Genomic DNA, 24,153 nt, shown 5'->3' on the forward strand with positions numbered 1-24,153 from the left:
GATTTTGCCATGCATATCAAAGTAAAAATTACTCGGCTCTGTCTCGTTTGTTTTCACGTAACTGGCATGCGGCAGACGGTAGCGACATCTATGATCTGGAGGAAACCCTGACTAACAGTTTCCGGATGTTTAACAGCATTAAGATGAGTATAAGAGGACTGACGATTCAGCGGGATGAAGATTCATACAAGGTGCGCTATGAGGCTACCATCACCGGTCAAATTTCCCGGCTTCGCCCCCATAAAGAAACATCAAACGTTGAAGATACCGTATCAATAACCCCTGATGGTCCAAAAATCATGAGCAGCACGGGCATGCTGCACTAGCACTCTGCCCGACTTATGAGGGCTACCCGTCAAGGTGCCCCTGCACCGTACCCATGAGTCGTGCGGGCGGGGAGTCATGGCGGCCCAAAATATCGTGATTCATCATTCAGCCCATTCATGGCCTGCACCATTTGGACAGACATATCGGCACTCTGCTGGAATGAGCTACTTTCCCCTTTAACCGGTGTGGAGCTGTCACACTGGTAATACTTCCCTGCACGACATACTGCACAGGCCGGACGGAGCAGAGGCAGACTCCATTCATCATGCCAAAAGGGTGAGGTTTCTTGCTTTGAGTGTTTTGTTGCTATTCATACCCCATCAGATGGCGGGTTTATTCGAATGGATGGCCGCCGATCATGCCACGGCGCCACCTTGAGTAGTAGTAACATACCGGGCACAGCCAGCACGGCGCAGAACAGAAAGAAATTCACCCACCCCATCGACTCAACCAGCCAGCCTGCACCGGCATTGATAAAGGTGCGCGGCACTGCAGCCAGACTACTGAACAGCGCGAACTGGGTCGCTGTATAGGCCGGATGCGTCGAGCGGGCGATAAACGCCACAAAGGCTGCCGTACCCACCCCGACGCCGAATGCCTCAAAGGCAATCACCACCGCCAGGCGGGTCAACTCTACAGGACCGACATCAGCCTGTACCCCCACTGCAGCCAACCAGAGGAAACCGAATATCGAGCCGAGCTGTACCACCCCGAACAACCAGAGTGCCCTGTTGATACCGATTTTCACCATCCACAAACCGCCCAGCAGCCCGCCGATCACGGCCGGCCACAGCCCTGCATTCTTGGCAATCAGCCCGATCGCTGTCTTGGAGTAACCCATATCCAGATAAAATGGTGTGGCCAGTGCGGTACACAGGCTGTCGCCCAGTTTGTAGAAGAAGATAAAGGCCAGCACCATCACTGCACCCCGCCACCCCTGACGATCAAGAAACTCGTGCAACGGCTCAACCACCGCCTGACGCAGGCTTTTCGGTGCAAGCGCTACAACGGGCTCGCTGACCAGCAGCGTCATCACCATGCCCGGCAGCATGAACAGGGCGGTAATCATAAACACCGCACTCCAGGGCAGATGATCGGCCAGAATCAGCGCCAGAGAACCCGGCACCAGTCCTGCCACGCGGTAGGCATTGACATGTACCGAGTTGCCCAGCCCCAGCTCTTCATCCGACAGCAGCTCCCGCCGATAGGCATCCAGCGCGATATCCTGTGTTGCGGAGAGAAAGGCAAGCAGCGTGGAAAAGAGGATGATCATCGTCAGTTCCGTTTGCGGTGAAAAGCCCCCCATAGCGGCGATCGTCAGTAACAAAGCGACCTGAGTCAGCAACATCCAGCCACGCCTGCGACCCAGCCACGGTACTGCGTAGCGATCCAGCAGCGGCGACCACAAAAACTTCCATGTATAGGGAAACTGGATCAGCGCAAACAGACCGATGGTCGTCAGATCCACATGTTCACTGCGCAGCCATGCAGGCAGCAGGTTGATCAGCAGATACAGCGGCAAACCCGAAGCAAAGCCGGTAAAGACGCAGATAGCCATTTTACGGGTGAACAGCGGTGAGATGATACTCATCATGATGTAGGTTGCTTCCCTTTCACATTCGCGTACGTGATGTTTACCTGCTGCACGCTATGGTGAAAAGAGGCTTCAGTCTCTGTTGATCTGCATCGGGGTCTCACTCAAGCATTGTCGCCGTGCAGTTGCTTGCACCGCCCTGTTGGGGTGCGCTTACTTTCGTACCCACTGACCGGAAGCGGTCATGATAAACTGGCCGGGCGCCGTCTTCGCCTGCGCTGTACGTCCGGCGAGCACTTCGACCGCCTGCAATGACGTACCATTTTTTGCGGCAATCGCCTGATAATGCGCACGCCGCTTGCCGTTTATATCGGCAACCAGCGCCGCTACAGCTGCTCCGCCCTGAACGACTCCGAGGTAACCATCCGGCTTTTCGCCGACCAGGCCGGATGCCTTGGCATCGTGCAAGTCCATCGCCCAGCCGCTTGCAGGTATCGCCACCATCGAGGAGAGCCCCAGCATCAGGGCAAACAGCGGCATCACAAGGTAACGGGTATAGTTAAAATAACACATAATTCGACTCCCTTTCCTAGAACAGGCCACTGTCTTGCGACAGGACATGATCGAGATCTTTTTCCACCTTGATGCGGATCTCATGTTCGATTTTTACATTCAGGTTGATGGTGATCGGCTTGTCCGGCACTTCAACCTTGACGGTAGGGGTACATGCCAACAGCACTGCGGCATAGCCCGTGAACATCACAATCATGATTACTGCTTTGCGCATTACCCACCTGCCTTGCTGTGCGAACGACCTCGCCAGTCTTACCGTTTCAGACGCTGCTGCATCCGTTTGTTTATTCCTTTGCTGACATTGCTGTCAACACGCAGGCTCTTCAGCAACTGGAGCACATTCTCTTCGAGGCTGAGATTAAATGCCACTGCACGCCCTGCGGCATACGCCGGATTTCTCCCGGCCAGATGTACCTGCATCATCAACTGGCCGTTAGCCGCATAATCTGTCGTCACGTTCATCTGATCATAGTGAAAATCGTGGAAGATGCCAAGCACCATATCCATTTTCGAGTTGCTCTTCGCCAGCGCCTGCGCTGTATCATTGGCCACGTAACGGATCACGCCACCCGGTGCACGCGCCGACAAATGCCCCTGTACTACCGTCATGCCATCCGGCGTGAATATCATCGGAATCGTACCGTCCAGCAGCCCGCTGCCATATAGCCCCTGCTGCCTCTCCAGCGCCAGTATCTGCTCGATATCCAGATGTGTCGCACTCAGGTTGAACGGATTTTTCCTGCGATTGAAATCCAGAGTGATGCCGGAGCCGGCAACCTTGCCCCCCAGCAGCTCTGCCGATGCATTATCAACGTGCACTACCGGCTTTCGCCCGCTCAATGGGAGCTCCAGGCCGAGCTTGAGCGTGAGATTGCGTATGGCAACACCGTTATCCAGCAGGGTCAGCGTTATCGTGGCCGGCGAGCGGTTGCTCAGCCGCTCGCCGCCTGCCAGCTGCAGATGCGTTGATAAACCGGAAAAGCGGCTTTCGCCCACGTTGCCCGAGAGGCTCTGCAGCACGGCGTCGATATGATGATTGAACCTGTATGCCGTGCCGGATCGCCGCCAGTCACTGGAACCGCTGAGTGACAACGCCCCGCCATCCAGATCGATATCCGGTCGCATCTTTAGCCAGCGGCTCAGGCGATGGCTCTCGCCAAACGCGACTTCGGGCACTGACCATGTCAGCGACCCGCTGCCTGTTTGTAGCTGTTGTTTCGCCCGGCCACTGAGCTGCAGCAGACCGTCTTGACTGACGAGGGCAAAACGGGATGAAGCGACTCCCTGCTCATAGCTCAGATAAAGATCCAGATCCGCCGCACGAACAGCGACAGCACCGGCAGCCAGCGTCACGCCACTCATTCGCAGTTGCCACTTCCTGCCTGAATCCAGCCGGAGCGAGCCTCCCTGGTGCGTTATGCGCAGGTCATTCCATTGCAATATCTGTTTTGCTACAGACAGGCCAACGCTTTCAGGCTGCCAGCCTGACGCCGTTGCATAGGACAGCTGTAGCGGCTGGTCGACGTTTATCTCTGTATCAGGCAGCTTCAATCCGGAAAACTGCAGCTTGCCCAAGCCAAGCGTCTGCTGTGGCGCCAGGGTCAGCAGCAACCTGTTCTCATCCCGTACAACAGATCCATGCAGCCCGGCCGGCAACGACAGTGATGGCGATCCGGTTGTATCCGGCCACTGTGCTGCCAGCTTCAATCCTCTGGCGACCCGCCATTCACAATGACCATCGGCAACAGTCAGTCGTAGCGTTCCGTTCAGGTCAACCTGCTTTGCTGACCCCCACTGCTCTGCCGTCAGCCTGGTCGAAACCCGAACCTCGCCGGCAAGACTTGAGAAGAGAGCCAGTCCGTTCGATGGCAGCAGCTCCGGCCATGCCAGTTTCAGCTCCGCATCCAGTTGACCCCCAACCTTCTCTCCGCGCAACCAGCTCCCGGCAAGTGGCCATAGCAGCGCATAATCGGCATGCAGAGTGCCTGCAAAATGCAGTTTCCCCTGTTGATCACTGACCATGCCCCTGATTGATGCAATTTCGGCAACAGCCTCCTGCCCCGGCTGCTCGAGAGCTATACGCAAGCTACCATCCTGTTTCATCTCGGCCTGCAGATGAAACTGCTCTCTTCCGTTATCCAGCACGAGCGGCGCTTTCAGCGTGCCATGCCCATAATCAAGTTGCCCGGTGATCTGTCGCAATGGTTGGTCGGGCGGGAAATCAATATGTATCCGATCCACATGCAGCTCTTCGGCAGGAATCAGAGCCAGCATAGCTGCCGGTGCCGAAATACTGACACCCTGTGCCGGAGCGGAGGCGGGCTTTATCGCCAGCGACAAACCGGCCAGTTCAATGCGCCGGATATGACCCGTCAACAGCTCGGTCAGCGAGTAATCCACGCTCAGCCCCTGCATGCTGATCTGCAACGCACCATCATCAGATCGCAACTGAGCGGTGTCGATTCTTGCACGACTCAGGTTTAACGATGCGATATGGAGTTGGTTGCTGCTATAGCCGGCATCGGCCAGTCGTGCGGATATCAGTATTGAAAGCAGCTGCGGAAGGGAGATATAAGTAACCGCCATCAACAGCACGAAAGCGATCAGCCAGAGAGTAGTGCGTTTTAACGGCATCTGTCAGCCCGGCGAATGGGCGAAACCCAAGTGGTACGGGCAGGCGTTAACCCAATAGCGGACCATCAAGAAAAGACAGCTCCACCCAGATACTGGTCGGCTCCCCGTGTACATCGCGAAAGCGCAACTGCTGGCAGCGTGGCACCAGTCGATTGGGCCGACCATAACTGTCCTCTTGCACCTGATCGCCATCGGCCGAGGAGAGGATCATCAAGCCCTCTTCGACCAGCAGATCGGTCACCTCATACTCTTCATCAAGATAACGTACCCGTTGCCCGATCAGCCGTATAAGTGCTTCGGGTTCACCGATCATTCTGTGCAGTGCCGAATCAGTCATGGTCATTTCCTCTGTGACAACAGCATAGAAAAGCTGCCTGCATTGGTCAATGAGGCAGATCGTAAAAAACACAGACCCGCCTGTTACAGCGGGTCTGTGTTTCATACCTGATCTGCCGTAGCGATGACCTCAGCGGCTGAAATGCAACTGGAATGTGACAGGTACGGCTGTGGCAATCGATGGCAGTTTCGCCACCTCACGCAATGCCTCAATACCCGCATCCAGACCAAAATCCGCAGCCTTGACGATCACCGGTGCCCTGCTGCTGACCAGCAAGCTGCCGTCAGCCAGCGCAACCACGGTCACATCGGCATGCATATCTTTACGCATGCCATGCAAGTCGAGCGTCAATGGCAGGTCAGCCGACAGAGTTTCACCGGGCTTTAGCGCTGCAACCTTTAGTCTGCTGATATCAGCGGTAATGGTTGCAGTGGCAAAGTGACTCACGTCAAACAGCATCGACTGCATACGCTCGTTGCGAATCGCCACGCCGGTCTCCACACTGCTCAGATCAACAGAGATCTTCGCCTGTCCATCGTCAATTGAGCCCTGCAGGCCGTTAAAATGGTGCACCTCGCCCACCGCGCCTTTTTTGACCGATACAAAGTTCAGCGTCGACTGATTACCATCCAGAGACCAGTCGGCCGCCCAACCGCACACCGGCATACACAGCATACATAACATCACTATCTTTTTCATAAGCACTCCTTTTATCCCGGACTATATCCAACTCGAATTCTTGCCCGGCCACATCCTGAGCACAACACTGCATCGTGTGTGCCTTTGTCAGAGTTGCATGTTTTTATCCATGCTTGAGTCACAGCCGGATGCAATAAATCGCTATCCCTCTAGCATGGCCGACAACATGATCAAGGAGAGGCATGATGCAAGAAGTTTGGACCCTGTTAACCGAGCATTCGCTGTTAAATATTACGCTGGCGCACTGGCTGATGGCTGTCATCGCCCTGTTCATGACAGTCGCTGCCCAGCGCATTTCACTTTCCGTATTCAACCGCATGGCCAAACAACTGGCCTCACGCACAAAAACCCAACTCGATGACGTACTGCTTGCTGCCGCAGAGCGGCCGGCAAGCATGTTCATTCTTGTCATTGGCTTGCTGCTGACCGTTCATTTACTGCACCCACCGGCAGAAATATTTCCGCTGGTCTCCCTTGCCGACCAAGCCGGGCGGATTATCGCCATATTTATCGGCATCTGGTTTCTGTGGCGGTTGATCAGTGGTTTGTCAGCCTACTTTACCGCCCGCGCACGTGAGACGGATTCATCGCTGGACGATCAGCTGGTTCCCTTCGTTGCCAAAACGCTGAGAATTTTTCTGGTCATGACGGCTGTGCTGGTCGTTGCACAGAATATGGGCTATTCAATCTCCGGCCTGCTCGCCTCTCTCGGCATCGGAGGTATCGCCATTGCCATGGCGGCCAAGGATACCATCGCCAACGTATTCGGCTCGATCATGATCCTCGTTGATCGCCCGTTCACCGTGGGCGACTGGGTCAAAACGAACGAATTCGAAGGCGTAGTCGAAGAGATCGGGTTTCGCTCGACCAGGATACGCACGTTTGAGCGCACGCTGGTAAATGTACCCAACTCATCACTGGCCAACATGGTGATCGACAATATTGATGCCCGCAGCCAGCGCCGCATCAAGATGCGCATCGGCCTGACCTACGATACGACTGCAGCCCAGATGGCCGAAGCCATTGCCGGCATCGAAGAGATACTGACAAAGCATCCGGGGGTCGATCAGGGCTATAAGCTGGTAAAATTCGACGAGTTCGAAGATTCTTCCCTCTCCATTTTTCTCTACTATTTCTCATCAAGCAAGGTATGGGCAGAGTACCTGCAAGTACGTCAGGAGATAAATATGCAGATCATGGAGCTACTGGAGTCGATGAATCTCAACTTCGCCTTTCCAACGCGCACACTGCATATTGAAAAAGAGTGAATGACTGAGAAGCCGGTTGTTCTGGCCTTTACCGATGGTGCATGCTCCGGCAACCCCGGACCCGGTGGCTGGGGCGTATTGCTGCGCATGGGAAAGCACGAGAAAGAGATCTATGGCGGCGAAGCTGAGACCACCAACCAGCAGATGGAGCTGCAAGCTGCGGTCGAAGCACTCAAGGCGCTTAAGCAGCCATGCAAAATCACCGTCATCTCGGACTCCAAATATGTTGTTCAGGGCATGAATGAGTGGATTCACAACTGGAAGAAAAAAGGCTGGAAAACGGTCGGCAAGAAACCTGTTTCCAATCTCGAGCGCTGGCAGGAGCTGGACACTCTGGCAGCCCGGCATGAAGTACAGTGGCAGTGGGTGAAGGGGCATGCGGGGCACGTTGAAAATGAACGGGCGGATGAGCTGGCCAGGCGTGGCATACCCGCTTGATAACTGAAATCTCGCTACCGGTTTACTCGAGGCTGTAAATTGAACTGTGTAAATGCTTTACTCAGCAAGAACTGAGGAAGGAGCATTTATGAAGAAGAATGAGAAACGAAACGAGCTTGAAGCGATTGCCCGTGAGCTGGCGAAGCACGTCAAGACCGAAGAAGATTTGTCTAATCTGAGCCGAGACCTGGTGAAGATGACAGTTGAGGCGGCGCTTGGTGGAGAAATGGAAGCACATCTGGGCTATGCCCCGAGCGAGCGCAGCGATTCATCTAACAGCCGCAATGGTTATTCAACCAAGCGCCTGATTGGTGGGCACGGTGAAGTCGAGATTGAGGTCCCCCGGGATCGTCATTCGAGCTTTGAGCCTCGTATTGTGGAGAAGGGCCAGAGTCGTCTGACGCAATTTGATGATCAGATTCTGGCCTTATATGCCAAGGGCATGAGTACACGGGACATTGTGGCCGCATTTAAGGAGATGTACGGCGCCGATGTTTCTGCCGGATTGATTTCCAAGGTAACCGAATCTGTACTGGAACGGGTTGTTGAGTGGCAGAACCGTCCACTGGATACTCTGTATCCGATTCTGTATCTGGACTGCATCGTGGTGAAGATTCGCCAGGATAAGCGGGTTCTGAACAAGGCCATCTATATTGCCTTGGGCATCAATCTTGAGGGCGAGAAGGAAGTTCTCGGTCTTTGGCTGTCCGAGAACGAGGGTGCGAAGTTCTGGCTTTCAGTGCTGACGGAGCTGAAGAACCGGGGTATGCAAGATGCCTTTATCGCCTGTGTGGACGGCCTGACGGGCTTTCCGGACGCCATCAACGCGGTGTTCCCGCAAACGAAGGTGCAGCTATGCATCGTGCACATGGTGCGCAACGCCTTGCGCTTTGTTGCCTGGAAGGATCGCAAGCACGTGGCTACGGATTTGCGTAGGATTTACCAGTCGGTCACTGTGGAAGAAGCTGAACGGGAGTTGGATATCTTTGCTGAGAAATGGGATGGAAAATATCCGTCCATCAGCATCATGTGGCGCAGGCATTGGCCAAATCTGATCACGATTTTTGAATATCCTGATGAGATCCGCAAGGTCATTTACACGACCAATGCGATCGAATCGCTCAACAGCGTGATTCGCAAGGCCATCAAGAATCGCAAGGTATTCCCAAACGATCAGGCGGCCATGAAGGTCGTCTGGCTGGCCATCGAGGCTGCGGCCAAAAAATGGACCATGCCCATTCGCGACTGGAAAGCCGCACTGAACCGCTTTATGATCGAGTTTCCGGATCGAATGCCGGAGAGAATCTGAGATGGCTATTTACACAGATAGATTTACAGGCTCGTTTACTCGTCTGTCGCCGCCTCAACAGGCGCTGCAAGCGACTGACCGGCCAGGTTCCGTTCGATTAATGTTACCGGCTGATCCAGCTCATCGGGCACATCAACCTGAATCACCCCGGCGGGTGTCTGCCTGCGATCAATCAGTCGCAATGACTCACCGGCATGCACATCTTCAGCGATGACAGTCGTGGCACCCTCATCATACATTGAGCTGCGCAGGCCACAGCACAGGCTCGTCCCCTTACTCTCCCAATGCTTATCCCTGCCCGGTCTGCGTTTCACCGATGAGGGGGTAAAGTTGAGCGGCACATGGTCATGGCCATTGACCCTGACCCAGAGATTACGCTGCGCCGGTTCTGATGCCAGCTCTGCAGGAATAGCTCCTTCCTGCAGGAAATTGTAAATAAAAGGGAGCCGGTCCAGTTCTCTGGGCAGTGTTGAGTGATCACCTGTAACCACCACATTGGGCGCCCATGGCAACCACGCAGAGACCGGATCGACGACCAGATCTCCTCTCAGGGTATGCTTACTGATGGCATAAGCATTAAGCACCTGGATGCCATCGAGTTCGCTGCCGTCCAGGCTGTTCAGATGCCAGAGGAAATCACTGCCCGGCTGAATCTCCTGAGCCTGTACATTGCCTGTCGCAGTCACCGATGCCAGCTCCGAGAGCAGACTGGCTGCACTCGTACCGAAATGAGGCACCGACAACAGCAACAAACGACGCACATTGTTGCCTGCATGGTGAGACAGGTACTGCCGCACCAGCAGGCCGCCCATACTGTGCGCAACGATATCAACCTGTCCCGGAAAGCTTTTCAGGTAGCGCTCCAGATGCTCTTCCATAGCCTCAAGTGGCGGATAGCGATTCGGTAATGCACCGGTCCGGTAGTTGAAATAATAGATATCCCGCCCGAGACGCTTCTCCATCGCCAGCAATCGTTTTGCATTCGGCCATGTGAACTCATCACCGTTCCATCCATGCACCAACAACACAGGCACGGCATCAGGATAGTCGGGCTGCATCAGCAGGTCTGACTCCTCCCATCCCTGCCACAGATTCCGGGCGACCTGTTCGCTGCTCTTGCCTGCACAGGAGGCAAGCAGCAAGACCAAAGCAAGCAGGCTGACGGGACGAATCAAGCGCTTCATCATGCCGGCATGCTTCCCGATTGATCTGCACATGCCAATAGCCGAATCGCCACCTCGGCGCTTATGCTTGGCAAGAAGCGGTTGCTATGGTCTGATACGCTTTATGAAGATGTTATTTGATTTTTTCCCGGTTCTGCTGTTTTTCATTGTCTACAAGACGGTCGACATCTATGCCGCGACCGCTGTATTGATTGCAGCCTCTGCTGTGCAGACATTCGGACACCGCATGGTCAAAGGTTCATTCGAAAAATCGCATGTGATCACACTGGTACTGGTTGCCCTGTTTGGCACACTGACCCTGGCCCTGCACGATGAAGTATTCATCAAGTGGAAACCCACGGCCATAAACTGGCTGTTTGCCGTTGTTTTTATCGGCTCGCAGTTTATAGGTAAAAAGCCGGTGATTGAACGTATGATGGGCGCCAACATTACGCTACCCTCAAACGTATGGACAAAGCTGAATATTGCCTGGGCTCTCTTCTTCATTGTGCTTGGCGCCCTGAATCTCTATGTCGCTTTCTCGTTCGACACCGACACCTGGGTCAACTTCAAACTGTTCGGGCTGATGGGACTGACCTTCGCATTCATTATCGCCCAGAGCTTCTATCTGCTTCCCTATCTGAAGGAAACAGAGAAAACCGACTGACGGGCTCAAATGCGGCTATTCAGGCTTACCGCCCATATTCAGCGGCTTTCCCTGTGATAACGATGACAAGTAGCTGATCAGATCAACCATCTCGGCGCTGTCATACGCAGGCGGTGTACCCTGCAGCGCCCCTGCAACACAGTTATGCACCTGATCGAGCAGCGTAATAACCTTGTCCTGCCTGCGATTGTAACGGGGAAAAACAGCCGCCGCATTGTTCAGACTTGGAATAGGGCTGCCGTCGGGCAGTTTGCCCGCTGTGGTTCCACCGGCCATATGACAACTGTTGCAGGTTCTGCCGTTACCGTTGAAGTTGGCCGTCATAAACAGGTGCTTGCCGCTCTCCACGGCCTGATTCAATGACTCGGCGTAACCTGTGAAGGGTGCGGCCACCACCACCGAGATAAAGGCCAGCAATATGGTCGAATTGCGTATACGTTTAACAAACATTCCGGGCTCCCTGCATCTGATTTATGTCGAAATATCGGCACGGCGGATACTGTACGCCGGAAACACTCATAGTAAACAACCCACCCCGCTCCGGACCCAAAAAGCCCTATCGCGCATAAATGGAAGTTTTCTGCATGAAATATTAAGCGTAAGGAGTTCTGCCGGGTCATTGATCCCCAGCTAGCAGGCTACAAACCCAGTAAATTCGAACGCGGAGAAAGCGGCAGAACCGCGATCGGCTATGCTGTTTCAGATTTGTTAACTCTCTGTTTGTGCAAAGAACGGACCAAAAAAAAGGCCCCGCAATGCGGGGCCTTTAAAACAATCACTATTGATTGCGATCTTATTCGGCGACTGCCTCGGTCTTCTCAACCTGATCAACCAGTTCAATAATCGCCATGGATGCAGCATCGCCGGCACGAAAGCCGGTCTTGATCATGCGGGTGTAACCACCGGCACGATCGGAACAAGCAGCAGCCACGTCGTTGAACAGCAGATCAACAATCGGACGATAACGCAATTTAGCCAGAGCCTGACGACGTGCATGCAGATCACCACGCTTGCCCAGCGAAATCAGTTTCTCGACATAAGGGCGCACTGCACGTGCTTTAGCTTCTGTCGTTTCAATACGGCCATGCGTCAGCAGCGCTGTAGCCAGATTGGCCAGCAGAGCGCGACGGTGCCCGGTAGGCAGTCCTAATGAACCGCGGTGTTTACGATGTCTCATCTATCCTGTCCTCTCTTGCCAGACTCAGTCTTCCAGCGCTTCCGCATCTTCCTGCGGTGGCCAGTTAGGCAAATCCATGCCCAGTTCAAGTCCCATATTTTCCAGGACTTCCTTGATTTCATTCAGTGACTTGCGACCGAAGTTCGGTGTACGCAACATCTCCTGCTCACTACGCTGAACCAGATCACCCACGCGGAACACATCGTCGGATTTCAGGCAGTTCATCGAGCGAACAGACAGATCCAGGTGTTCAATCGGCTGAATCAGCAGGTTGTCCAGTGTATCATCAGGACCTTCCGGCTCAGAAACGATAGACACATTTTCAAAGTCTACGAAGACTGCCAGTTGAGCTTCCAGGATTTTTGCCGCGGAATTCAATGCTTCTTCCGGAGACAGTGATCCGTTGGTTTCAATTTCCATGATCAGCTTGTCATAGTTGGTGCGTTGACCCACACGGGCAGCTTCAACACGTGTTGAAACACGGCGAATCGGAGAGTAGGAGGCATCCACCAACAATGAACCAACCGCGCGCTCATCCACTTCACGATCGGTAGCAGGCTCATATCCACGACCCTTTTCTACTACCGCCTCAATCTTCAGGTGAGCATCGTCATTCAGATGCGCCAGAATCAGCTCAGGGTTCAGCACCGACAAGCCGGCAGGGCACTTGATATCGGCAGCTGTAACAATCGCAGAGCCTTTGATCTCGAGTGAAATAGTTGCCGCTTCGTCGCCTTCCATACGGAGGTCGAGCTCCTTCAAAGAGAGGATGATGTCCATGACATCTTCGCGAACACCTTTGATGGAGTCATATTCATGCGCAACGCCGTCCATCAGAACCGATGTTACTGCGGCACCCGGCAGCGATGACAGCAGCATGCGACGCAAGCTGTTGCCAATTGTTGTGCCGTAACCGCGTTCAAGCGGCTCAAACACGATTTTGGCAGCACGACCTGGTACTTTCTCTTCAATGCTGATGTGGCGCGGATTAATCAATTGCATGAATCGGTCCTCAATGTTTACTTGGAGTAAAGTTCGACGATCAGCTGTTCGCGAATATTCGAATCCAGCTGGTCACGCACAGGCATCTCACGATAAACACCCTGACGGCTTGGCAGATCAACATCCAGCCACTCTGCCGCACCACGACTGCCTGCAGCTTCTGTCGCAGCATTTACACGCAACTGCTCCTTGGCACCGTCAACAAGCTCAAGACGAGAGCCGACAGCGACACGGTAAGAAGGGATGTTCACAATACCGCCGTTTACCTTAAGCAGCTTATGACGAACAATCTGACGTGCTTCGGTACGGGATGAGGCAAGCCCCATGCGGTAGACCACGTTATCAAGACGTGATTCAAGAATCTGCAGCAGATTCAGACCGGTAATGCCAGGCATGCGATCAGCATCATCAAAGTAGCCGCGGAACTGCTTTTCCTGCAGACCGTAAATACGCTTGACCTTCTGCTTTTCACGCAACTGCAGACCATAGTCAGATACCTTGGTACGACGGTTTTGACCGTGCATACCAGGTGCATAAGGACGACGCTCAATCGGACATTTGTCCGAGTAGCATTTGCCACCCTTGAGAAACAATTTTTCGCCTTCACGTCGGCATAACCGACACTTGGCTTCCAGATAACGTGCCATGTATTAAGCTCCTAAACGCGGCGCCGCTTGGGCGGGCGGCATCCATTATGTGGAATTGGGGTAACATCGCGGATAGTAGTGACATTGATGCCTACTGCAGCAATGGCACGCAATGCGGACTCACGTCCACTACCCGGACCACGAACCAGCACAGAGCAGTTCTTCACGCCGTGATCCATCGCCTTGCGGGCAGCTTCTTCAGCAGCAACCTGGGCAGCAAACGGAGTGCTCTTACGAGAACCGCGGAAGCCTGAAGCGCCACTGGTTGCCCAGCATATTGCGTCACCGTTACCATCCGTGAAGGTAATAAGTGTGTTATTGAAACTTGCCTTAATATGGACAACAGCGTTCGCAATATTCTTGCGGACACGCTTCTTGGCCGAGGCTTTTGGTTTAGCCATTCGAAACCCCTGTTACTTCTTCTTGCCAGCGACTGTACGGCGCGGGCCTTTACGAGTGCGAGCATTAGTTTTACTGCGCTGACCGCGAACGGGCAGGCCTTTACGATGACGCAGGCCGCGGTAGCAACCGAGGTCCGTCAAACGCTTAATGCTCATCGTTACTTCACGGCGAAGGTCACCCTCCACAGCGTAATCTGCATCAATCAATGAGCGGATTTTATCTACTTCTCCGTCACTCAGATCTTTGACGCGGGTATTAACGTCGATACCAGCACTGGCAAGAATTGCCTTAGAGCTTGTATGACCAATACCATAAATATATGTCAACGCTATTTCTACGCGTTTCTGAGTCGGAATGTTTACACCGGCTATACGAGCCACTTGCTGCCTCCTTAGGCCTTGAGGAAAAGGGCGCGAACCATACCGATAAGTATGACGGCGCGCAACTTCCTTAACCCTGTCGCTGTTTATGTCGTGGATTCTCGCAAATAATGCGGACTACGCCCTTGCGGCGAATCACTCGACATTTGTTACACATTTTCTTGACCGATGCACGGACTTTCATGCCTGCACCTCCTCAACTCTGCCGGATAAACCGGCATGGTGTTCACCGTAGGTATTACTACCCATCAATGAGCCGGGGGACTTTTTGCTGTCGCCCGGTTTGATCATCCACCAGGTGGTGATCTTCTCTCAGCTGTACGCTGTTTCGACAACCGACTGGATGTCGATTACTTCTCGCGGTAACTGATGCGACCGCGGGAAAGATCATAAGGTGAAATTTCAACCGTCACCTTGTCACCTGGAAGAATGCGGATGTAATACTTACGCATTTTTCCGGAAATCGTGCACAACAACTCGTGCCCGTTCTCCAACTTAACTGTAAACATGGCATTGGGAAGTTTTTCAACCACTTCACCGCTCATTTCAATAATATCTTCTTTTGCCATGCTTTAACCTTCTACCGCCTCTTTCAGAGCGGCGTAAACCGTCTCCATTTCCCCGGATGCATCTATCATGCGAAATCCTGCCTTATGCCTGTAGTAATCCAGCAATGGGGCTGTCTGCTCTTTATACACTTCAAGTCGATGCGCAATCACATCTTCCCGGTCATCATCACGCTGGTACAACTCTCCACCGCAACGATCGCAGATGCCTGATTTTGAGGGGGGCGAATACTGCCGATGAAATCCAAAACCGCAAGCCTTACATATCAACCGACCGCTCAGGCGTTCCAGCAAGCTATCTTCAGGTGCATCCATAAACACCGTACGGCCGATACTCAGCCCGTGCCTGGACAACATCTGATTCAACGCTTCGGCTTGCGCCACATTGCGTGGAAAGCCATCAAGGAGGAAGTTCTGTGACAGATCCTCAATAATGCTGTCCTCAATCATGGCCACAACCAGCTCATCGGGAACCAGCTTACCAGCGTCCATGTACGCACGTGCTGCGATACCCGCATCGGTTGCTTCCCGTACGGCCGTGCGCAGGATATCACCCATGGCAAGATGCTTGATGCCAGTTTCACCGGCCAGCTTCTCACCCTGAGTACCCTTGCCCACACCCGGAGGGCCAAACAGAATCACATTCATGATTTGCCGGTCTTCAGACGCGCCTTTTTCATCAGACCTTCGTACTGGTGACTCATCAGATGGGACTGAATCTGACCCATCGTATCCATCGTCACTACCACAACGATCAACAGGCTGGTGCCGCCAAAGTAAAACGGTACGGACAACTCGGAGATCAGCCACTGTGGAAGCAGACAGACCATCGAGACATAAGCCGCGCCCACTACAGTAATGCGTGTAAGCACGCTATCGACATAATCAGCTGTCTTCTGCCCGGGGCGAATGCCCGGAATAAAGCCGCCATGCTTCTTCAGGTTATCAGCCGTATCCTTCGGATCAAACACAATAGCCGTATAAAAGAAGCAGAAGAACACGATCAGACCGGTAAACAGTGCCATATAGAGCCATGCACCGGGAGAAAGCGCAGCCGACAAATCACCGAGCCAGGCAAATCCATCAACGCCCTTGGTAAACTGGGCAAAGGTTGCCGGCAACAGAATCAGTGATGACGCGAAGATCGGCGGAATCACACCTGCAGTATTCACCTTCAAAGGCAGGAATGAGGCCTTGCCGCCATACATGCGGTTACCCACCTGTCGCTTGGCATACTGGATCGGAATGCGCCTCTGGGCGCGCTCAAACCATACCACAGCACCGGTTACAGCCAGTGACATCGCAAACAGACCCAGCACGGTAAATGCGCTGAACTCACCTGTACGGGCCAGCTCCAGCGTAGAGCCAACTGCGTGAGGCAGGCCTGCAACGATACCGCCGAAGATGATCAGGGAGATACCGTTACCGATACCGCGTTCGGTTACCTGTTCGCCAACCCACATCAGGAAAATCGTACCTGTCACCAGCGTGATCACAGTCATCGCACGAAATGCCATGCCCGGATCAATCACAACAGACTGCCCACCGACCGAAAATGACTCCAGCCCGATGGAAATGCCGATAGCCTGAAAAATAGCCAGACCCACAGTGCCGTAACGGGTGTATTCGGTAATCTTGCGACGACCGGACTCACCTTCTTTTTTCAGCTGCTCCAACTTCGGAGAAACCACTGTCATCAACTGAATAATAATTGCTGCTGAAATGTACGGCATAATGCCCAGAGCAAAGATAGTCAGGCGAGACAAGGCACCGCCGGAGAACATATCAAACATGCCCAGCAACGAACCCTTGGCCTGGCTGAAGAACTGCGCCAGAACACCCGCATCAATACCGGGAACCGGGATATGCGCACCAATCCGGTAAACAATCAGCATACCGAGAGTGAACAGAATACGGGACTTCAGCTCCGGAATCTTGCCGATATCACCGAATCCACCCAATGCGCCCGACGGCTGAGAGGCCATATCAGCCCTCGTTCACGATCAGATTTAGCGTACCACCAGCGGCTTCAACAGCTGCGACTGCAGATGCAGATGCAGCTGCTACGGATATACTGATTTTCTTGCTCAGTACGCCTGTGGCCAGCAGCTTGATCGGATCAACTGCATTACGGATCAGACCTGCCTCGAACAATGCAGCTGCATCAACTGCCGCACCATCGTCGAAACCGTTCAGATCAGCCAGATTAATAACCTGGAATTCGTTGCGGGAAAGCGGGGTAAAGCCGCGCTTTGGTACACGACGAATCAGAGGCATCTGGCCGCCTTCAAAACCACGTGCAACCTTGCCGCCGGTACGGGACTTCTGTCCCTTGTGTCCACGGCCGCCGGTTTTGCCGTTGCCTGAAGCAATGCCCATGCCTTTACGCTTGCGCGCTTTGCGGGAACCGTCTGCTGATTTCAGCTCATTCAATTTCATCGTATTACTCTCCGGATTCAATTCGAACAAGATGCTTGATCTTGTTCACCATGCCACGAACGCTCGGGGTGTCTTCCAACTCAACCACCTGGTGCATGCGACGGAGACCCAGACCAACCAGTGTTGCTTTCTGATCTTCGGAGTAACCGATGCCGCTCTTCACCTGACGGACGCGGATCGTTTCTTTGTTTGCCATTTGGAGCTCCTAATCTGTTCAGGCGGTTTTGCCACGACGTGCGGCAACCTGCTCTGGGCTTTCCAGCATCTTCAATCCGTTGAAGGTAGCACGAACACTGTTAATCGTGTTCCGTGAACCCTGTGACTTGGTCAGGATATCGCTGATTCCGACCGCATCCATGATCGCACGTACAGCCGAGTTGGCGATTACGCCGGTACCTTCGGATGCAGGCTTGAGCATGATGTAGCTGGCGTCCTGACGACCTGTCACCTGATAGAAGATCGAACCATCTTTGCGAGGGACGAAAATGAGCGACTTGCGGGCGATTTCACCTGCTTTGCGGATCGCTTCAGGCACTTCTTTTGCCTTGGCATGTCCGTAGCCAACGTGACCGTTGCCGTCGCCCACAACCATCAGGGCGGAGAAGCTCATACGGCGGCCACCGGATGTTGTCTTGGCGATACGATTAATCGACACCAGTTTCTCATTCAGATCCAATTCGTTTGCGTTGATCATTTGTATGTATCTCCTAGAACTTCAGACCGCCGGCGCGAGCGCCTTCGGCCAGCGCCTGAACGCGCCCATGATATGCAAAGCTGCCACGGTCAAAAGCCACGACTTCGACACCAGCCTTGATGGCACGCTCGGCAATCAACTTGCCAACTGCTTCAGCACCCACCTTGTTGCCACCGTTCTTGACGGCTTCATCAAGACTGGAAGCTGCTGCCAGCGTCGTTCCGTTTGCATCGTCTATGATCTGTGCATAGACATGACGTGCTGAACGGAAAATGCTCAGACGCAGGCGACGGGATGCTTTGACCCTGGCGCGGACTTTGCGTGCACGGCGCACTGCGCCATTGGATTCGTAACGTTTGATACTCATCTCTTGCTAACCTCTACCTGTAAGCTGTAGGCCATTATGCCTTCTTGCCTTCCTTCATGACGATATGCTCGCCGACATAGCGCACACCCTTGCCCTTATAAGGCTCTGGCGGACGGTAAGCGCGGATCTCTGCAGCAACCTGTCCAACACGCTGCTTATCGATACCGCTGATGGTAATAATACTCTGATCCACAACTGCAGTGATACCTTCAGGCAGCTCATGAACAACCGGATGGGAGAAACCGAGGGAGAGGTTCAACGCCTTACCCTGAACCTGGGCACGGTAACCGACGCCCTTGAGCTCAAGTTTCTTCTCAAAACCGGTACTGACGCCGGTGACATTACTGGCAACCAGTGCGCGAACCAGACCGAAGAAAGACTTGGTCTTCTTGTCTTCCAGGTTGGAACAGCTAATGGTCAGTACATTGCCTTCCTGTGCAGCGGTAATGCCTGCGAACAATGGAGACGTGAGTTCACCCTTGGCACCCTTGATGGTGATAGAGTCGCTGCCGATAGTGGCTGATACGCCGGCCGGCATTGTAACGGGTTGTTTACCAATTCGTGACATAATCTACCTCAAAATACCGTACAGAGGACTTCGCCGCCAACCTGGGCTGAGCGTGCCTTCTTGTCGGTCATGATTCCCTGTGATGTGCTGATAAGCGCAACACCATAGCCATTTTTTACACGCGGCAATTCATCAGCACCGACGTAAACACGACGGCCGGACTTGGAAATACGCTTGATCTCACGAATGATCGGCTTGGCTTCGTCATCATAACGAAGGGTCACACGCAAAAAGCGATGGCCCTTGTGGTTATAGGCTTTGACTGCACCAAGATAGCCTTCATCCTTCAACAGTTCAGCCATTGCCAGCAAGGTTTTGCTTGCAGGCATTTCAATTCTTTCTATCCCTGCCATTTGTGCATTGCGAATTCGCGTCAGCATGTCGGCGATACGGTCCATCATCATAGTTGTATACTCCTCACCAGCTCGACTTGACCATGCCGGGGATCTCTCCGGCAAGCGCATGCTTACGCAGGCAGATACGGCACATGCCCAGCTTACGGTAGACCGAATGCGGACGACCACAAAGCTGGCAGCGTGTATAGGCGCGAACTTTAAATTTTGGTGTGCGGTTGCACTTTACAATCATTCTCTTGGAAGCCATGTAACAGCCCTCTTATTTGCGGAACGGCATGCTGAATTCTCTCAGCAGTGCACGTCCTTCATCATTGGTATTGGCAGTGGTGCAAATGGTGATGTCCATGCCACGCACTTTATCAACCTTATCGTATTCGATTTCAGGGAAAATAATCTGCTCCCGAATACCCATGGTGTAATTACCACGACCGTCAAATGACTTCGGAGACAGGCCCTTAAAGTCACGAATACGCGGCAGAGCAATATTGACCAGGCGATCAAAAAACTCCCACATGCGCTCACCACGCAGTGTCACACGGCAACCGACCGGCATGCCATCGCGCAACTTGAAGTTGGCGATCGACTTGCGAGCACGGGTCACTACAGGCTTCTGGCCGGTAATGGCGATCATGTCTGCCAGTGCGCCGTCCATCAGCTTGGCATTCTGAGATGCTTCGCCGACACCCATATTCACCACAATCTTGGTGATGCCTGGAATCTGCATAGGATTAGTGTAGCCAAACTCTTTTTTCAGAGCCGGTGCTACTCTTTCATTATATTGTTCTTTCAAACGTGCCATTGTCGAGTCTCTCCTACCTATCCAGCACTTCGCCGCATTTGCAGCAAGTACGAACCTTACGACCATCTTCAAGCGTCTTAACGGCCAGGCGGACGCCGGCTTTGCACTTGGCACAGAAGTACTGCACATTGGAGATCGCCAGAGGCGCTTCCTTGTCAATAATACCGCCTGCGCTGTTTTCCGTCTGACGGGTATGACGCTTGATCATGTTCACCTTGGCTACCAGTACACTGCTATCCTGCGGCAGAACACGGATTACCTTGCCACGTGCGCCTTTGTCACGACCGGCAATGATGATCACTTCATCATCTTTACGAATTCGGGTTTTCACCGTTGCTGTCATCTCTAATCGCCTCACTTTCCCGCTTACAGCACTTCAGGCGCAAGGGAAACTATTTTCATATAACCTTTGCTGCGCAGTTCGCGTGTTACAGGGCCAAAAATACGGGTGCCCATTGGCTCATTCTGCTTGGAGAGCAGTACAGCGGCATTCTCGTCAAAGCGGATGGACGAACCATCGGCGCGACGAAATTCCTTGGCTGTACGCACAACAACCGCGCGCTGAACCTCACCCTTCTTTACCTTACCGTTCGGTACTGCTTCCTTTACCGCTACGACAATCACATCGCCGACACTGGCATAACGGCGCTTGGAGCCGCCCAGTACCTTGATGCATTTTACTCTGCGGGCACCGGAGTTATCGGCAACCTGCAATACAGTTTCATTCTGAATCATGCCAATCTCTCCTTACAGCTGTTCAGCACGGGTCAGCACGTTCACCAACATCCAGCGCTTGCGGCGGGAGATTGGGGCTGACTCAATGATGCGTACGGTATCACCGATGTTGCATGTGTTCTCTGCATCATGTGCCATATATTTCTTGTGCGAACGTACGGTCTTGCGATAACGCGGATGCACAAACTTGCGCTCCACCTGCACGACGATGGTCTGCTCGCCCTTGTTGCTTAATACTACCCCTTCAAGGGTGCGCTTGTTGCTTGTTGCCTCGGACATCTCTCTCTATCTCCTTAGCTGCGCTGAGCCAGAATGGTTTTGATACGGGCGATCTCACGACGTACCTGGCCAACACGGGCCGTATTGTTCAACTGCATGGTAGCTTTCTGAAAACGCAGCTTCATACCTTCTGCGGCCAGCTCATTCATGCGCTCTGTCAAGTCAGCTGCACTGAGTGCGCGCAGCTCTTTTGCATTTTTGTTATCACTCATCGTCCAACTCCACGCACGACAATCTTGGTGCGGATTGGCAATTTTGAAGCAGCGCGCTCAAGCGCACCGCGAGCCAATTCCTCATCAATACCGTCCATTTCATACAGGATGCGGCCTGCTTTCACAGCGGCAACCCAAAATTCAGGCGAGCCCTTACCCTTACCCATACGCACTTCAGCAGGCTTCTTGGATACCGGCAGATCCGGGAAAATCCGGATCCATACACGGCCCTGACGCCTGACATGGCGGTTAATGGTAATACGTGCAGCTTCAATCTGACGCGCAGTAATACGCCCCGGCTCCATCGCCTTCAATCCGAACTCTCCGAAATTCAGGCTGGCACCGCGCGGACTCTTGCCGCGAATACGCTGAAGCTCTTTGTGATGCTTACGCCAGCGGATCTTCTTCGGTTGCAACATCGTGACTCTTCCTCTCTACCTAATTAACAAGTCTTTATGCGTTAGCGTCGGCGGTATCACCCAGCTTAATGCCGTTGAATACCCAAACTTTCACACCAATCACACCATAAGTGGTATGCGCTTCAGCAAAACCATAATCCACATCGGCACGCAACGTATGCAAAGGCACACGGCCTTCACGATACCATTCAGTACGCGCAATCTCGGCACCACCCAGACGGCCGGCACAGTTGATACGCACACCCTTGGCGCCCATACGCATAGCACTCTGAACCGCGCGCTTCATTGCACGACGGAAGGCCACACGACGCTCCATCTGGAAGGCCACATTCTCTGCCACCAGCTGAGCTTCCGCCTCAGGACGACGAACCTCAACAATGAACACCTGCACTTCCTGGCCGAACTCTCTGACCAGCTCATTACGAACCGCATCGATCTCGGAGCCCTTCTTGCCGATCACAACACCCGGACGGGATGTATGAACGGTAACCTTGATCTTGTCCGCAGGACGCTCAATGATGATACGGGAAACACCCGCATGCTTGAGACGTTCTTTCACATGACGACGCAGCTTGATGTCTTCACGCAGCTGTGCACCAAAATTCTTATCAGAGGCGTACCAGACTGATTCCCAGTTGCGAATAACACCTACGCGGAATCCAATCGGATTTACTTTCTGTCCCATGAAATAACCCCTTTATCCGCGTTCGCTGACAGACACTGTCAGGTGGCTGTGGCGGTGAAAACGTTTACGCATACGACCCATGCCCTTCGGACGGAAGCGCTTGAGTGTCATACCCGCATCGGCCTTGGCCTCGGACACAAACAATGCATCCACATCGAGTCCGTGGTTCTGCTCGGCGTTAGCAATCGCAGACTTCAGCACCTTCTCGTAGAGACGGGCTGACTTCGTTGGTGAGAGCGCCAGAACTGCAATAGCGCGATCGACATTCAGGCCGCGAATAGCATCGGCCATCAGGCCTGCCTTCTGGGGGCTGATGTTACTGTTTTTGTGCAATGCACGTACTTTCTCAGACATGCCCTACCTCTTCCTGGCCTTTTTATCCGCACCATGACCATAGTAGGTGCGGGTAGGTGAAAACTCACCCATCTTGTGACCAACCATGTTCTCGGTCACGAAGACCGGTATAAACTTGTGGCCGTTATGTACGGCGAAGTTCAGCCCGACAAATTCCGGCGAAATGGTCGAACGACGTGACCAGGTCTTGATCACACCCTTCTTCTCAGATGCCTGCGCTGCCTCAACCTTCTTCTGCAGAGAGGCCTCAATGTAAGGGCCCTTCTTTAATGAACGCGCCATGTCTTACCTCACTTCTGGTTACGGCGGCGAATAATATCACGGTTCGACGCCTTGTTCTTCTGACGGGTCTTGTGACCCTTGGTTGGTACACCCCAGGGGGTAACCGGATGACGGCCACCAGAGGTGCGTCCTTCACCACCACCGTGTGGATGATCAACCGGGTTCATGGCAACACCACGAACATTCGGACGAATACCCAACCAACGGGTGCGACCAGCCTTGCCAACTTTACGGTTAGAGTGATCAGCATTGCCCATCACACCGATACTTGCCAAACAACGTGCATCCACACGACGAAACTCGCCGGATGGCATCTTCAGGACAGCACGGCCGCCCTCTTTACCCATCAACTGGATGGAAGATCCTGCACTGCGGGCCATCTGACCACCCTTGCCCGGCTTCATCTCCACGTTATGTACCAGCGTACCAACACGGATCATTGAAAGCGGTAACGTGTTGCCCGGACGAATTTCAGCATCAGGACCGGACATCACTACATCACCCGAACGCAGCCCCTGTGGAGCAAGGATATAACGCTTGTCGCCGTTGCTATAAACAACCAGCGCGATGTGCGCTGTGCGGTTCGGATCATATTCAAGGCGCGCAACCTTACCTTCAACGCCGAAATTGTCACGCTTGAAATCAACCATGCGATAAAGACGCTTGTGACCGCCGCCGCGATGGAAGGAAGTAATGCGTCCGTTGTTGTTACGGCCACCCGATTTTGTCAGGCCAACCGTCAACGATTTCTCAGGGGCGCCCTTGTGCAGATCAGTGTTTACTACACCGATGCGACCGCGATTACCGTTGGATGTGGGTTTCAGTGCTCTCAAAGCCATGG

Annotated in this window: 39 protein-coding genes; 5 read left to right on the top strand and 34 right to left on the bottom strand. The window is 53.5% G+C overall.

Translation table 11 applies throughout. From position 1 onward, the window contains the following. A partial coding sequence (locus SPV1_RS02200) for a hypothetical protein (RefSeq protein WP_009849455.1) occupies positions 1-326 on the top strand: 326 nt, incomplete at its 5' end. 311 nt (positions 327-637) lie between these two features. Here SPV1_RS02200 and SPV1_RS02205 read toward each other — a convergent pair. The 6 genes from SPV1_RS02205 to SPV1_RS02230 all read right to left on the bottom strand — a co-directional run bounded on the left by SPV1_RS02205 (position 638) and on the right by SPV1_RS02230 (position 6,104). Next, positions 638-1,921: an AmpG family muropeptide MFS transporter gene (locus tag SPV1_RS02205; RefSeq protein WP_009849456.1), complete on the bottom strand. Its 1,284-nt coding sequence runs from the start codon at positions 1,919-1,921 to the stop codon at positions 638-640. A gap of 153 nt (positions 1,922-2,074) precedes the next feature. Beyond that, positions 2,075-2,434: a YdbL family protein gene (locus tag SPV1_RS02210; protein WP_009849457.1), complete on the bottom strand. Its 360-nt coding sequence runs from the start codon at positions 2,432-2,434 to the stop codon at positions 2,075-2,077. Positions 2,435-2,450: 16 nt separating this feature from the next. Further along, positions 2,451-2,648, bottom strand: a complete 198-nt coding sequence (locus SPV1_RS02215; protein ID WP_009849458.1) for a YnbE family lipoprotein — start codon at positions 2,646-2,648, stop codon at positions 2,451-2,453. Between the two features lie 38 nt (positions 2,649-2,686). Continuing rightward, a complete protein-coding gene (locus SPV1_RS02220) occupies positions 2,687-5,068 on the bottom strand; it encodes an intermembrane phospholipid transport protein YdbH family protein (protein WP_009849459.1) in 2,382 nt (793 codons plus the stop codon). 46 nt (positions 5,069-5,114) lie between these two features. Beyond that, complete coding sequence (locus SPV1_RS02225) at positions 5,115-5,405, bottom strand: hypothetical protein (protein WP_018294331.1); 291 nt, start codon at positions 5,403-5,405, stop codon at positions 5,115-5,117. Positions 5,406-5,534: 129 nt separating this feature from the next. Beyond that, positions 5,535-6,104: a YceI family protein gene (locus SPV1_RS02230; protein WP_009849461.1), complete on the bottom strand. Its 570-nt coding sequence runs from the start codon at positions 6,102-6,104 to the stop codon at positions 5,535-5,537. 185 nt (positions 6,105-6,289) lie between these two features. Between SPV1_RS02230 and SPV1_RS02235 the strand changes: the two genes are divergently transcribed. The 3 genes from SPV1_RS02235 (at position 6,290) to SPV1_RS02245 (ending at position 9,119) form a co-directional block, all read left to right on the top strand. Beyond that, positions 6,290-7,372, top strand: coding sequence for a mechanosensitive ion channel family protein (locus SPV1_RS02235; protein WP_040881405.1), 1,083 nt, complete (start codon positions 6,290-6,292; stop codon positions 7,370-7,372). Then, a complete protein-coding gene (rnhA, locus tag SPV1_RS02240; protein ID WP_009849463.1) occupies positions 7,373-7,810 on the top strand; it encodes a ribonuclease HI in 438 nt (145 codons plus the stop codon). It begins immediately after the preceding gene. Between the two features lie 88 nt (positions 7,811-7,898). Beyond that, on the top strand, positions 7,899-9,119 hold the full coding sequence (locus tag SPV1_RS02245) for an IS256 family transposase (RefSeq protein WP_009849464.1): 1,221 nt from the start codon (positions 7,899-7,901) through the stop codon (positions 9,117-9,119). 35 nt (positions 9,120-9,154) lie between these two features. On the opposite strand, the gene SPV1_RS02250 is transcribed toward SPV1_RS02245, so the two are convergent. Further along, the gene (locus tag SPV1_RS02250) at positions 9,155-10,306 is read right to left on the bottom strand and encodes an alpha/beta fold hydrolase (protein ID WP_155806611.1); all 1,152 of its coding nucleotides are present in this window, start codon (positions 10,304-10,306) and stop codon (positions 9,155-9,157) included. A 100-nt stretch (positions 10,307-10,406) separates the two neighbouring features. On the opposite strand from SPV1_RS02250, the gene SPV1_RS02255 reads away from it, so the two are divergent. Further along, a complete protein-coding gene (locus SPV1_RS02255) occupies positions 10,407-10,949 on the top strand; it encodes a septation protein A (RefSeq protein ID WP_009849466.1) in 543 nt (180 codons plus the stop codon). Between the two features lie 15 nt (positions 10,950-10,964). Here SPV1_RS02255 and SPV1_RS02260 read toward each other — a convergent pair whose 3' ends face one another. The 27 genes from SPV1_RS02260 to rplB form a co-directional block, all read right to left on the bottom strand. Further along, positions 10,965-11,399, bottom strand: a complete 435-nt coding sequence (locus SPV1_RS02260) for a c-type cytochrome (RefSeq protein WP_009849467.1) — start codon at positions 11,397-11,399, stop codon at positions 10,965-10,967. Between the two features lie 343 nt (positions 11,400-11,742). Beyond that, on the bottom strand, positions 11,743-12,126 hold the full coding sequence (gene rplQ / locus SPV1_RS02265) for a 50S ribosomal protein L17 (protein WP_009849468.1): 384 nt from the start codon (positions 12,124-12,126) through the stop codon (positions 11,743-11,745). 24 nt (positions 12,127-12,150) lie between these two features. Further along, entirely contained in the window at positions 12,151-13,128 is a 978-nt protein-coding gene (locus tag SPV1_RS02270; RefSeq protein WP_009849469.1) for a DNA-directed RNA polymerase subunit alpha, read from the bottom strand. Between the two features lie 17 nt (positions 13,129-13,145). Beyond that, the gene (gene rpsD, locus SPV1_RS02275) at positions 13,146-13,775 is read right to left on the bottom strand and encodes a 30S ribosomal protein S4 (protein WP_009849470.1); all 630 of its coding nucleotides are present in this window, start codon (positions 13,773-13,775) and stop codon (positions 13,146-13,148) included. A gap of 11 nt (positions 13,776-13,786) precedes the next feature. Next, entirely contained in the window at positions 13,787-14,176 is a 390-nt protein-coding gene (gene rpsK, locus SPV1_RS02280; protein WP_009849471.1) for a 30S ribosomal protein S11, read from the bottom strand. A gap of 12 nt (positions 14,177-14,188) precedes the next feature. Next, positions 14,189-14,557, bottom strand: a complete 369-nt coding sequence (rpsM, locus tag SPV1_RS02285) for a 30S ribosomal protein S13 (RefSeq protein WP_009849472.1) — start codon at positions 14,555-14,557, stop codon at positions 14,189-14,191. 70 nt (positions 14,558-14,627) lie between these two features. Further along, a complete protein-coding gene (rpmJ, locus tag SPV1_RS14065) occupies positions 14,628-14,741 on the bottom strand; it encodes a 50S ribosomal protein L36 (protein WP_081441956.1) in 114 nt (37 codons plus the stop codon). Between the two features lie 166 nt (positions 14,742-14,907). Then, positions 14,908-15,126 (bottom strand): translation initiation factor IF-1, encoded by a 219-nt coding sequence (infA, locus tag SPV1_RS02290; RefSeq protein ID WP_009849474.1) that lies wholly within the window; start codon positions 15,124-15,126, stop codon positions 14,908-14,910. Between the two features lie 3 nt (positions 15,127-15,129). Continuing rightward, positions 15,130-15,771 carry an adenylate kinase gene (locus tag SPV1_RS02295; protein WP_009849475.1) on the bottom strand — a complete coding sequence of 214 codons (642 nt, stop codon included), beginning with the start codon at positions 15,769-15,771 and terminating at the stop codon, positions 15,130-15,132. Next, positions 15,768-17,108 (bottom strand): preprotein translocase subunit SecY, encoded by a 1,341-nt coding sequence (secY, locus tag SPV1_RS02300; RefSeq protein WP_009849476.1) that lies wholly within the window; start codon positions 17,106-17,108, stop codon positions 15,768-15,770. The genes SPV1_RS02295 and secY overlap by 4 nt, the downstream gene beginning before the upstream one ends. Position 17,109: 1 nt before the next feature. Further along, entirely contained in the window at positions 17,110-17,562 is a 453-nt protein-coding gene (gene rplO / locus SPV1_RS02305) for a 50S ribosomal protein L15 (protein ID WP_009849477.1), read from the bottom strand. A gap of 4 nt (positions 17,563-17,566) precedes the next feature. Next, positions 17,567-17,758: a 50S ribosomal protein L30 gene (gene rpmD / locus SPV1_RS02310; RefSeq protein ID WP_009849478.1), complete on the bottom strand. Its 192-nt coding sequence runs from the start codon at positions 17,756-17,758 to the stop codon at positions 17,567-17,569. An 18-nt stretch (positions 17,759-17,776) separates the two neighbouring features. After that, positions 17,777-18,256, bottom strand: a complete 480-nt coding sequence (rpsE, locus tag SPV1_RS02315) for a 30S ribosomal protein S5 (RefSeq protein ID WP_009849479.1) — start codon at positions 18,254-18,256, stop codon at positions 17,777-17,779. Positions 18,257-18,269: 13 nt separating this feature from the next. Beyond that, a complete protein-coding gene (rplR, locus tag SPV1_RS02320) occupies positions 18,270-18,623 on the bottom strand; it encodes a 50S ribosomal protein L18 (protein ID WP_009849480.1) in 354 nt (117 codons plus the stop codon). Positions 18,624-18,657: 34 nt separating this feature from the next. Then, positions 18,658-19,191 carry a 50S ribosomal protein L6 gene (gene rplF / locus SPV1_RS02325; protein WP_040881406.1) on the bottom strand — a complete coding sequence of 178 codons (534 nt, stop codon included), beginning with the start codon at positions 19,189-19,191 and terminating at the stop codon, positions 18,658-18,660. Between the two features lie 8 nt (positions 19,192-19,199). After that, on the bottom strand, positions 19,200-19,595 hold the full coding sequence (gene rpsH / locus SPV1_RS02330; protein ID WP_009849482.1) for a 30S ribosomal protein S8: 396 nt from the start codon (positions 19,593-19,595) through the stop codon (positions 19,200-19,202). Positions 19,596-19,608: 13 nt separating this feature from the next. Beyond that, positions 19,609-19,794, bottom strand: coding sequence for a type Z 30S ribosomal protein S14 (locus tag SPV1_RS14070; RefSeq protein ID WP_009849483.1), 186 nt, complete (start codon positions 19,792-19,794; stop codon positions 19,609-19,611). A gap of 12 nt (positions 19,795-19,806) precedes the next feature. After that, a complete protein-coding gene (gene rplE / locus SPV1_RS02335; RefSeq protein WP_009849484.1) occupies positions 19,807-20,346 on the bottom strand; it encodes a 50S ribosomal protein L5 in 540 nt (179 codons plus the stop codon). Between the two features lie 13 nt (positions 20,347-20,359). Next, a complete protein-coding gene (rplX, locus tag SPV1_RS02340) occupies positions 20,360-20,689 on the bottom strand; it encodes a 50S ribosomal protein L24 (protein ID WP_009849485.1) in 330 nt (109 codons plus the stop codon). 23 nt (positions 20,690-20,712) lie between these two features. Further along, entirely contained in the window at positions 20,713-21,081 is a 369-nt protein-coding gene (rplN, locus tag SPV1_RS02345; protein WP_009849486.1) for a 50S ribosomal protein L14, read from the bottom strand. Between the two features lie 12 nt (positions 21,082-21,093). Further along, positions 21,094-21,360 carry a 30S ribosomal protein S17 gene (gene rpsQ / locus SPV1_RS02350; RefSeq protein WP_009849487.1) on the bottom strand — a complete coding sequence of 89 codons (267 nt, stop codon included), beginning with the start codon at positions 21,358-21,360 and terminating at the stop codon, positions 21,094-21,096. A gap of 14 nt (positions 21,361-21,374) precedes the next feature. Then, on the bottom strand, positions 21,375-21,572 hold the full coding sequence (rpmC, locus tag SPV1_RS02355; RefSeq protein ID WP_009849488.1) for a 50S ribosomal protein L29: 198 nt from the start codon (positions 21,570-21,572) through the stop codon (positions 21,375-21,377). Then, a complete protein-coding gene (rplP, locus tag SPV1_RS02360; RefSeq protein WP_009849489.1) occupies positions 21,569-21,991 on the bottom strand; it encodes a 50S ribosomal protein L16 in 423 nt (140 codons plus the stop codon). The genes rpmC and rplP overlap by 4 nt, the downstream gene beginning before the upstream one ends. Positions 21,992-22,025: 34 nt before the next feature. Beyond that, a complete protein-coding gene (gene rpsC / locus SPV1_RS02365; protein WP_009849490.1) occupies positions 22,026-22,676 on the bottom strand; it encodes a 30S ribosomal protein S3 in 651 nt (216 codons plus the stop codon). A gap of 12 nt (positions 22,677-22,688) precedes the next feature. Continuing rightward, on the bottom strand, positions 22,689-23,030 hold the full coding sequence (gene rplV, locus SPV1_RS02370) for a 50S ribosomal protein L22 (RefSeq protein ID WP_009849491.1): 342 nt from the start codon (positions 23,028-23,030) through the stop codon (positions 22,689-22,691). Positions 23,031-23,033: 3 nt separating this feature from the next. After that, positions 23,034-23,312 carry a 30S ribosomal protein S19 gene (gene rpsS / locus SPV1_RS02375; RefSeq protein ID WP_009849492.1) on the bottom strand — a complete coding sequence of 93 codons (279 nt, stop codon included), beginning with the start codon at positions 23,310-23,312 and terminating at the stop codon, positions 23,034-23,036. An 8-nt stretch (positions 23,313-23,320) separates the two neighbouring features. Further along, a complete protein-coding gene (gene rplB / locus SPV1_RS02380; protein WP_009849493.1) occupies positions 23,321-24,151 on the bottom strand; it encodes a 50S ribosomal protein L2 in 831 nt (276 codons plus the stop codon). Positions 24,152-24,153: the final 2 nt, after the last annotated feature.

Origin of the sequence: Mariprofundus ferrooxydans PV-1 (genome assembly GCF_000153765.1) — a bacterium.
Taxonomy (GTDB): domain Bacteria; phylum Pseudomonadota; class Zetaproteobacteria; order Mariprofundales; family Mariprofundaceae; genus Mariprofundus; species Mariprofundus ferrooxydans.

Excerpts from the sequence above, each read along its gene's own strand:
- rpsS (WP_009849492.1), bottom strand. The coding sequence starts at position 23,312 with ATGGCGCGTTCATTAAAGAAGGGCCCTTACATTGAGGCCTCTCTGCAG.
- rplR (WP_009849480.1), bottom strand. The coding sequence starts at position 18,623 with ATGAGTATCAAACGTTACGAATCCAATGGCGCAGTGCGCCGTGCACGC.
- SPV1_RS02215 (WP_009849458.1), bottom strand. The coding sequence starts at position 2,648 with ATGCGCAAAGCAGTAATCATGATTGTGATGTTCACGGGCTATGCCGCA.
- SPV1_RS02255 (WP_009849466.1), top strand. The coding sequence starts at position 10,407 with ATGAAGATGTTATTTGATTTTTTCCCGGTTCTGCTGTTTTTCATTGTC.
- rpmJ (WP_081441956.1), bottom strand. The coding sequence starts at position 14,741 with ATGAAAGTCCGTGCATCGGTCAAGAAAATGTGTAACAAATGTCGAGTG.
- SPV1_RS02245 (WP_009849464.1), top strand. The coding sequence starts at position 7,899 with ATGAAGAAGAATGAGAAACGAAACGAGCTTGAAGCGATTGCCCGTGAG.
- rpsC (WP_009849490.1), bottom strand. The coding sequence starts at position 22,676 with ATGGGACAGAAAGTAAATCCGATTGGATTCCGCGTAGGTGTTATTCGC.
- rplF (WP_040881406.1), bottom strand. The coding sequence starts at position 19,191 with ATGTCACGAATTGGTAAACAACCCGTTACAATGCCGGCCGGCGTATCA.
- rplN (WP_009849486.1), bottom strand. The coding sequence starts at position 21,081 with ATGATTCAGAATGAAACTGTATTGCAGGTTGCCGATAACTCCGGTGCC.
- rpmC (WP_009849488.1), bottom strand. The coding sequence starts at position 21,572 with ATGAGTGATAACAAAAATGCAAAAGAGCTGCGCGCACTCAGTGCAGCT.
- rpsQ (WP_009849487.1), bottom strand. The coding sequence starts at position 21,360 with ATGTCCGAGGCAACAAGCAACAAGCGCACCCTTGAAGGGGTAGTATTA.
- rplB (WP_009849493.1), bottom strand. The coding sequence starts at position 24,151 with ATGGCTTTGAGAGCACTGAAACCCACATCCAACGGTAATCGCGGTCGC.
- rplO (WP_009849477.1), bottom strand. The coding sequence starts at position 17,562 with ATGAAATTGAATGAGCTGAAATCAGCAGACGGTTCCCGCAAAGCGCGC.
- SPV1_RS02205 (WP_009849456.1), bottom strand. The coding sequence starts at position 1,921 with ATGATGAGTATCATCTCACCGCTGTTCACCCGTAAAATGGCTATCTGC.
- SPV1_RS02230 (WP_009849461.1), bottom strand. The coding sequence starts at position 6,104 with ATGAAAAAGATAGTGATGTTATGTATGCTGTGTATGCCGGTGTGCGGT.
- rpmD (WP_009849478.1), bottom strand. The coding sequence starts at position 17,758 with ATGGCAAACAAAGAAACGATCCGCGTCCGTCAGGTGAAGAGCGGCATC.
- SPV1_RS02250 (WP_155806611.1), bottom strand. The coding sequence starts at position 10,306 with ATGATGAAGCGCTTGATTCGTCCCGTCAGCCTGCTTGCTTTGGTCTTG.
- rpsE (WP_009849479.1), bottom strand. The coding sequence starts at position 18,256 with ATGATCAACGCAAACGAATTGGATCTGAATGAGAAACTGGTGTCGATT.
- infA (WP_009849474.1), bottom strand. The coding sequence starts at position 15,126 with ATGGCAAAAGAAGATATTATTGAAATGAGCGGTGAAGTGGTTGAAAAA.
- rplP (WP_009849489.1), bottom strand. The coding sequence starts at position 21,991 with ATGTTGCAACCGAAGAAGATCCGCTGGCGTAAGCATCACAAAGAGCTT.
- rplX (WP_009849485.1), bottom strand. The coding sequence starts at position 20,689 with ATGACAGCAACGGTGAAAACCCGAATTCGTAAAGATGATGAAGTGATC.
- rplE (WP_009849484.1), bottom strand. The coding sequence starts at position 20,346 with ATGGCACGTTTGAAAGAACAATATAATGAAAGAGTAGCACCGGCTCTG.
- secY (WP_009849476.1), bottom strand. The coding sequence starts at position 17,108 with ATGGCCTCTCAGCCGTCGGGCGCATTGGGTGGATTCGGTGATATCGGC.
- SPV1_RS02220 (WP_009849459.1), bottom strand. The coding sequence starts at position 5,068 with ATGCCGTTAAAACGCACTACTCTCTGGCTGATCGCTTTCGTGCTGTTG.
- SPV1_RS02260 (WP_009849467.1), bottom strand. The coding sequence starts at position 11,399 with ATGTTTGTTAAACGTATACGCAATTCGACCATATTGCTGGCCTTTATC.
- SPV1_RS02235 (WP_040881405.1), top strand. The coding sequence starts at position 6,290 with ATGCAAGAAGTTTGGACCCTGTTAACCGAGCATTCGCTGTTAAATATT.
- rpsD (WP_009849470.1), bottom strand. The coding sequence starts at position 13,775 with ATGGCACGTTATCTGGAAGCCAAGTGTCGGTTATGCCGACGTGAAGGC.
- SPV1_RS02295 (WP_009849475.1), bottom strand. The coding sequence starts at position 15,771 with ATGAATGTGATTCTGTTTGGCCCTCCGGGTGTGGGCAAGGGTACTCAG.
- rnhA (WP_009849463.1), top strand. The coding sequence starts at position 7,373 with ATGACTGAGAAGCCGGTTGTTCTGGCCTTTACCGATGGTGCATGCTCC.
- SPV1_RS02210 (WP_009849457.1), bottom strand. The coding sequence starts at position 2,434 with ATGTGTTATTTTAACTATACCCGTTACCTTGTGATGCCGCTGTTTGCC.
- SPV1_RS02270 (WP_009849469.1), bottom strand. The coding sequence starts at position 13,128 with ATGCAATTGATTAATCCGCGCCACATCAGCATTGAAGAGAAAGTACCA.
- rplQ (WP_009849468.1), bottom strand. The coding sequence starts at position 12,126 with ATGAGACATCGTAAACACCGCGGTTCATTAGGACTGCCTACCGGGCAC.
- rplV (WP_009849491.1), bottom strand. The coding sequence starts at position 23,030 with ATGTCTGAGAAAGTACGTGCATTGCACAAAAACAGTAACATCAGCCCC.
- rpsH (WP_009849482.1), bottom strand. The coding sequence starts at position 19,595 with ATGATGATGGACCGTATCGCCGACATGCTGACGCGAATTCGCAATGCA.
- rpsK (WP_009849471.1), bottom strand. The coding sequence starts at position 14,176 with ATGGCTAAACCAAAAGCCTCGGCCAAGAAGCGTGTCCGCAAGAATATT.
- SPV1_RS14070 (WP_009849483.1), bottom strand. The coding sequence starts at position 19,794 with ATGGCTTCCAAGAGAATGATTGTAAAGTGCAACCGCACACCAAAATTT.
- SPV1_RS02225 (WP_018294331.1), bottom strand. The coding sequence starts at position 5,405 with ATGACTGATTCGGCACTGCACAGAATGATCGGTGAACCCGAAGCACTT.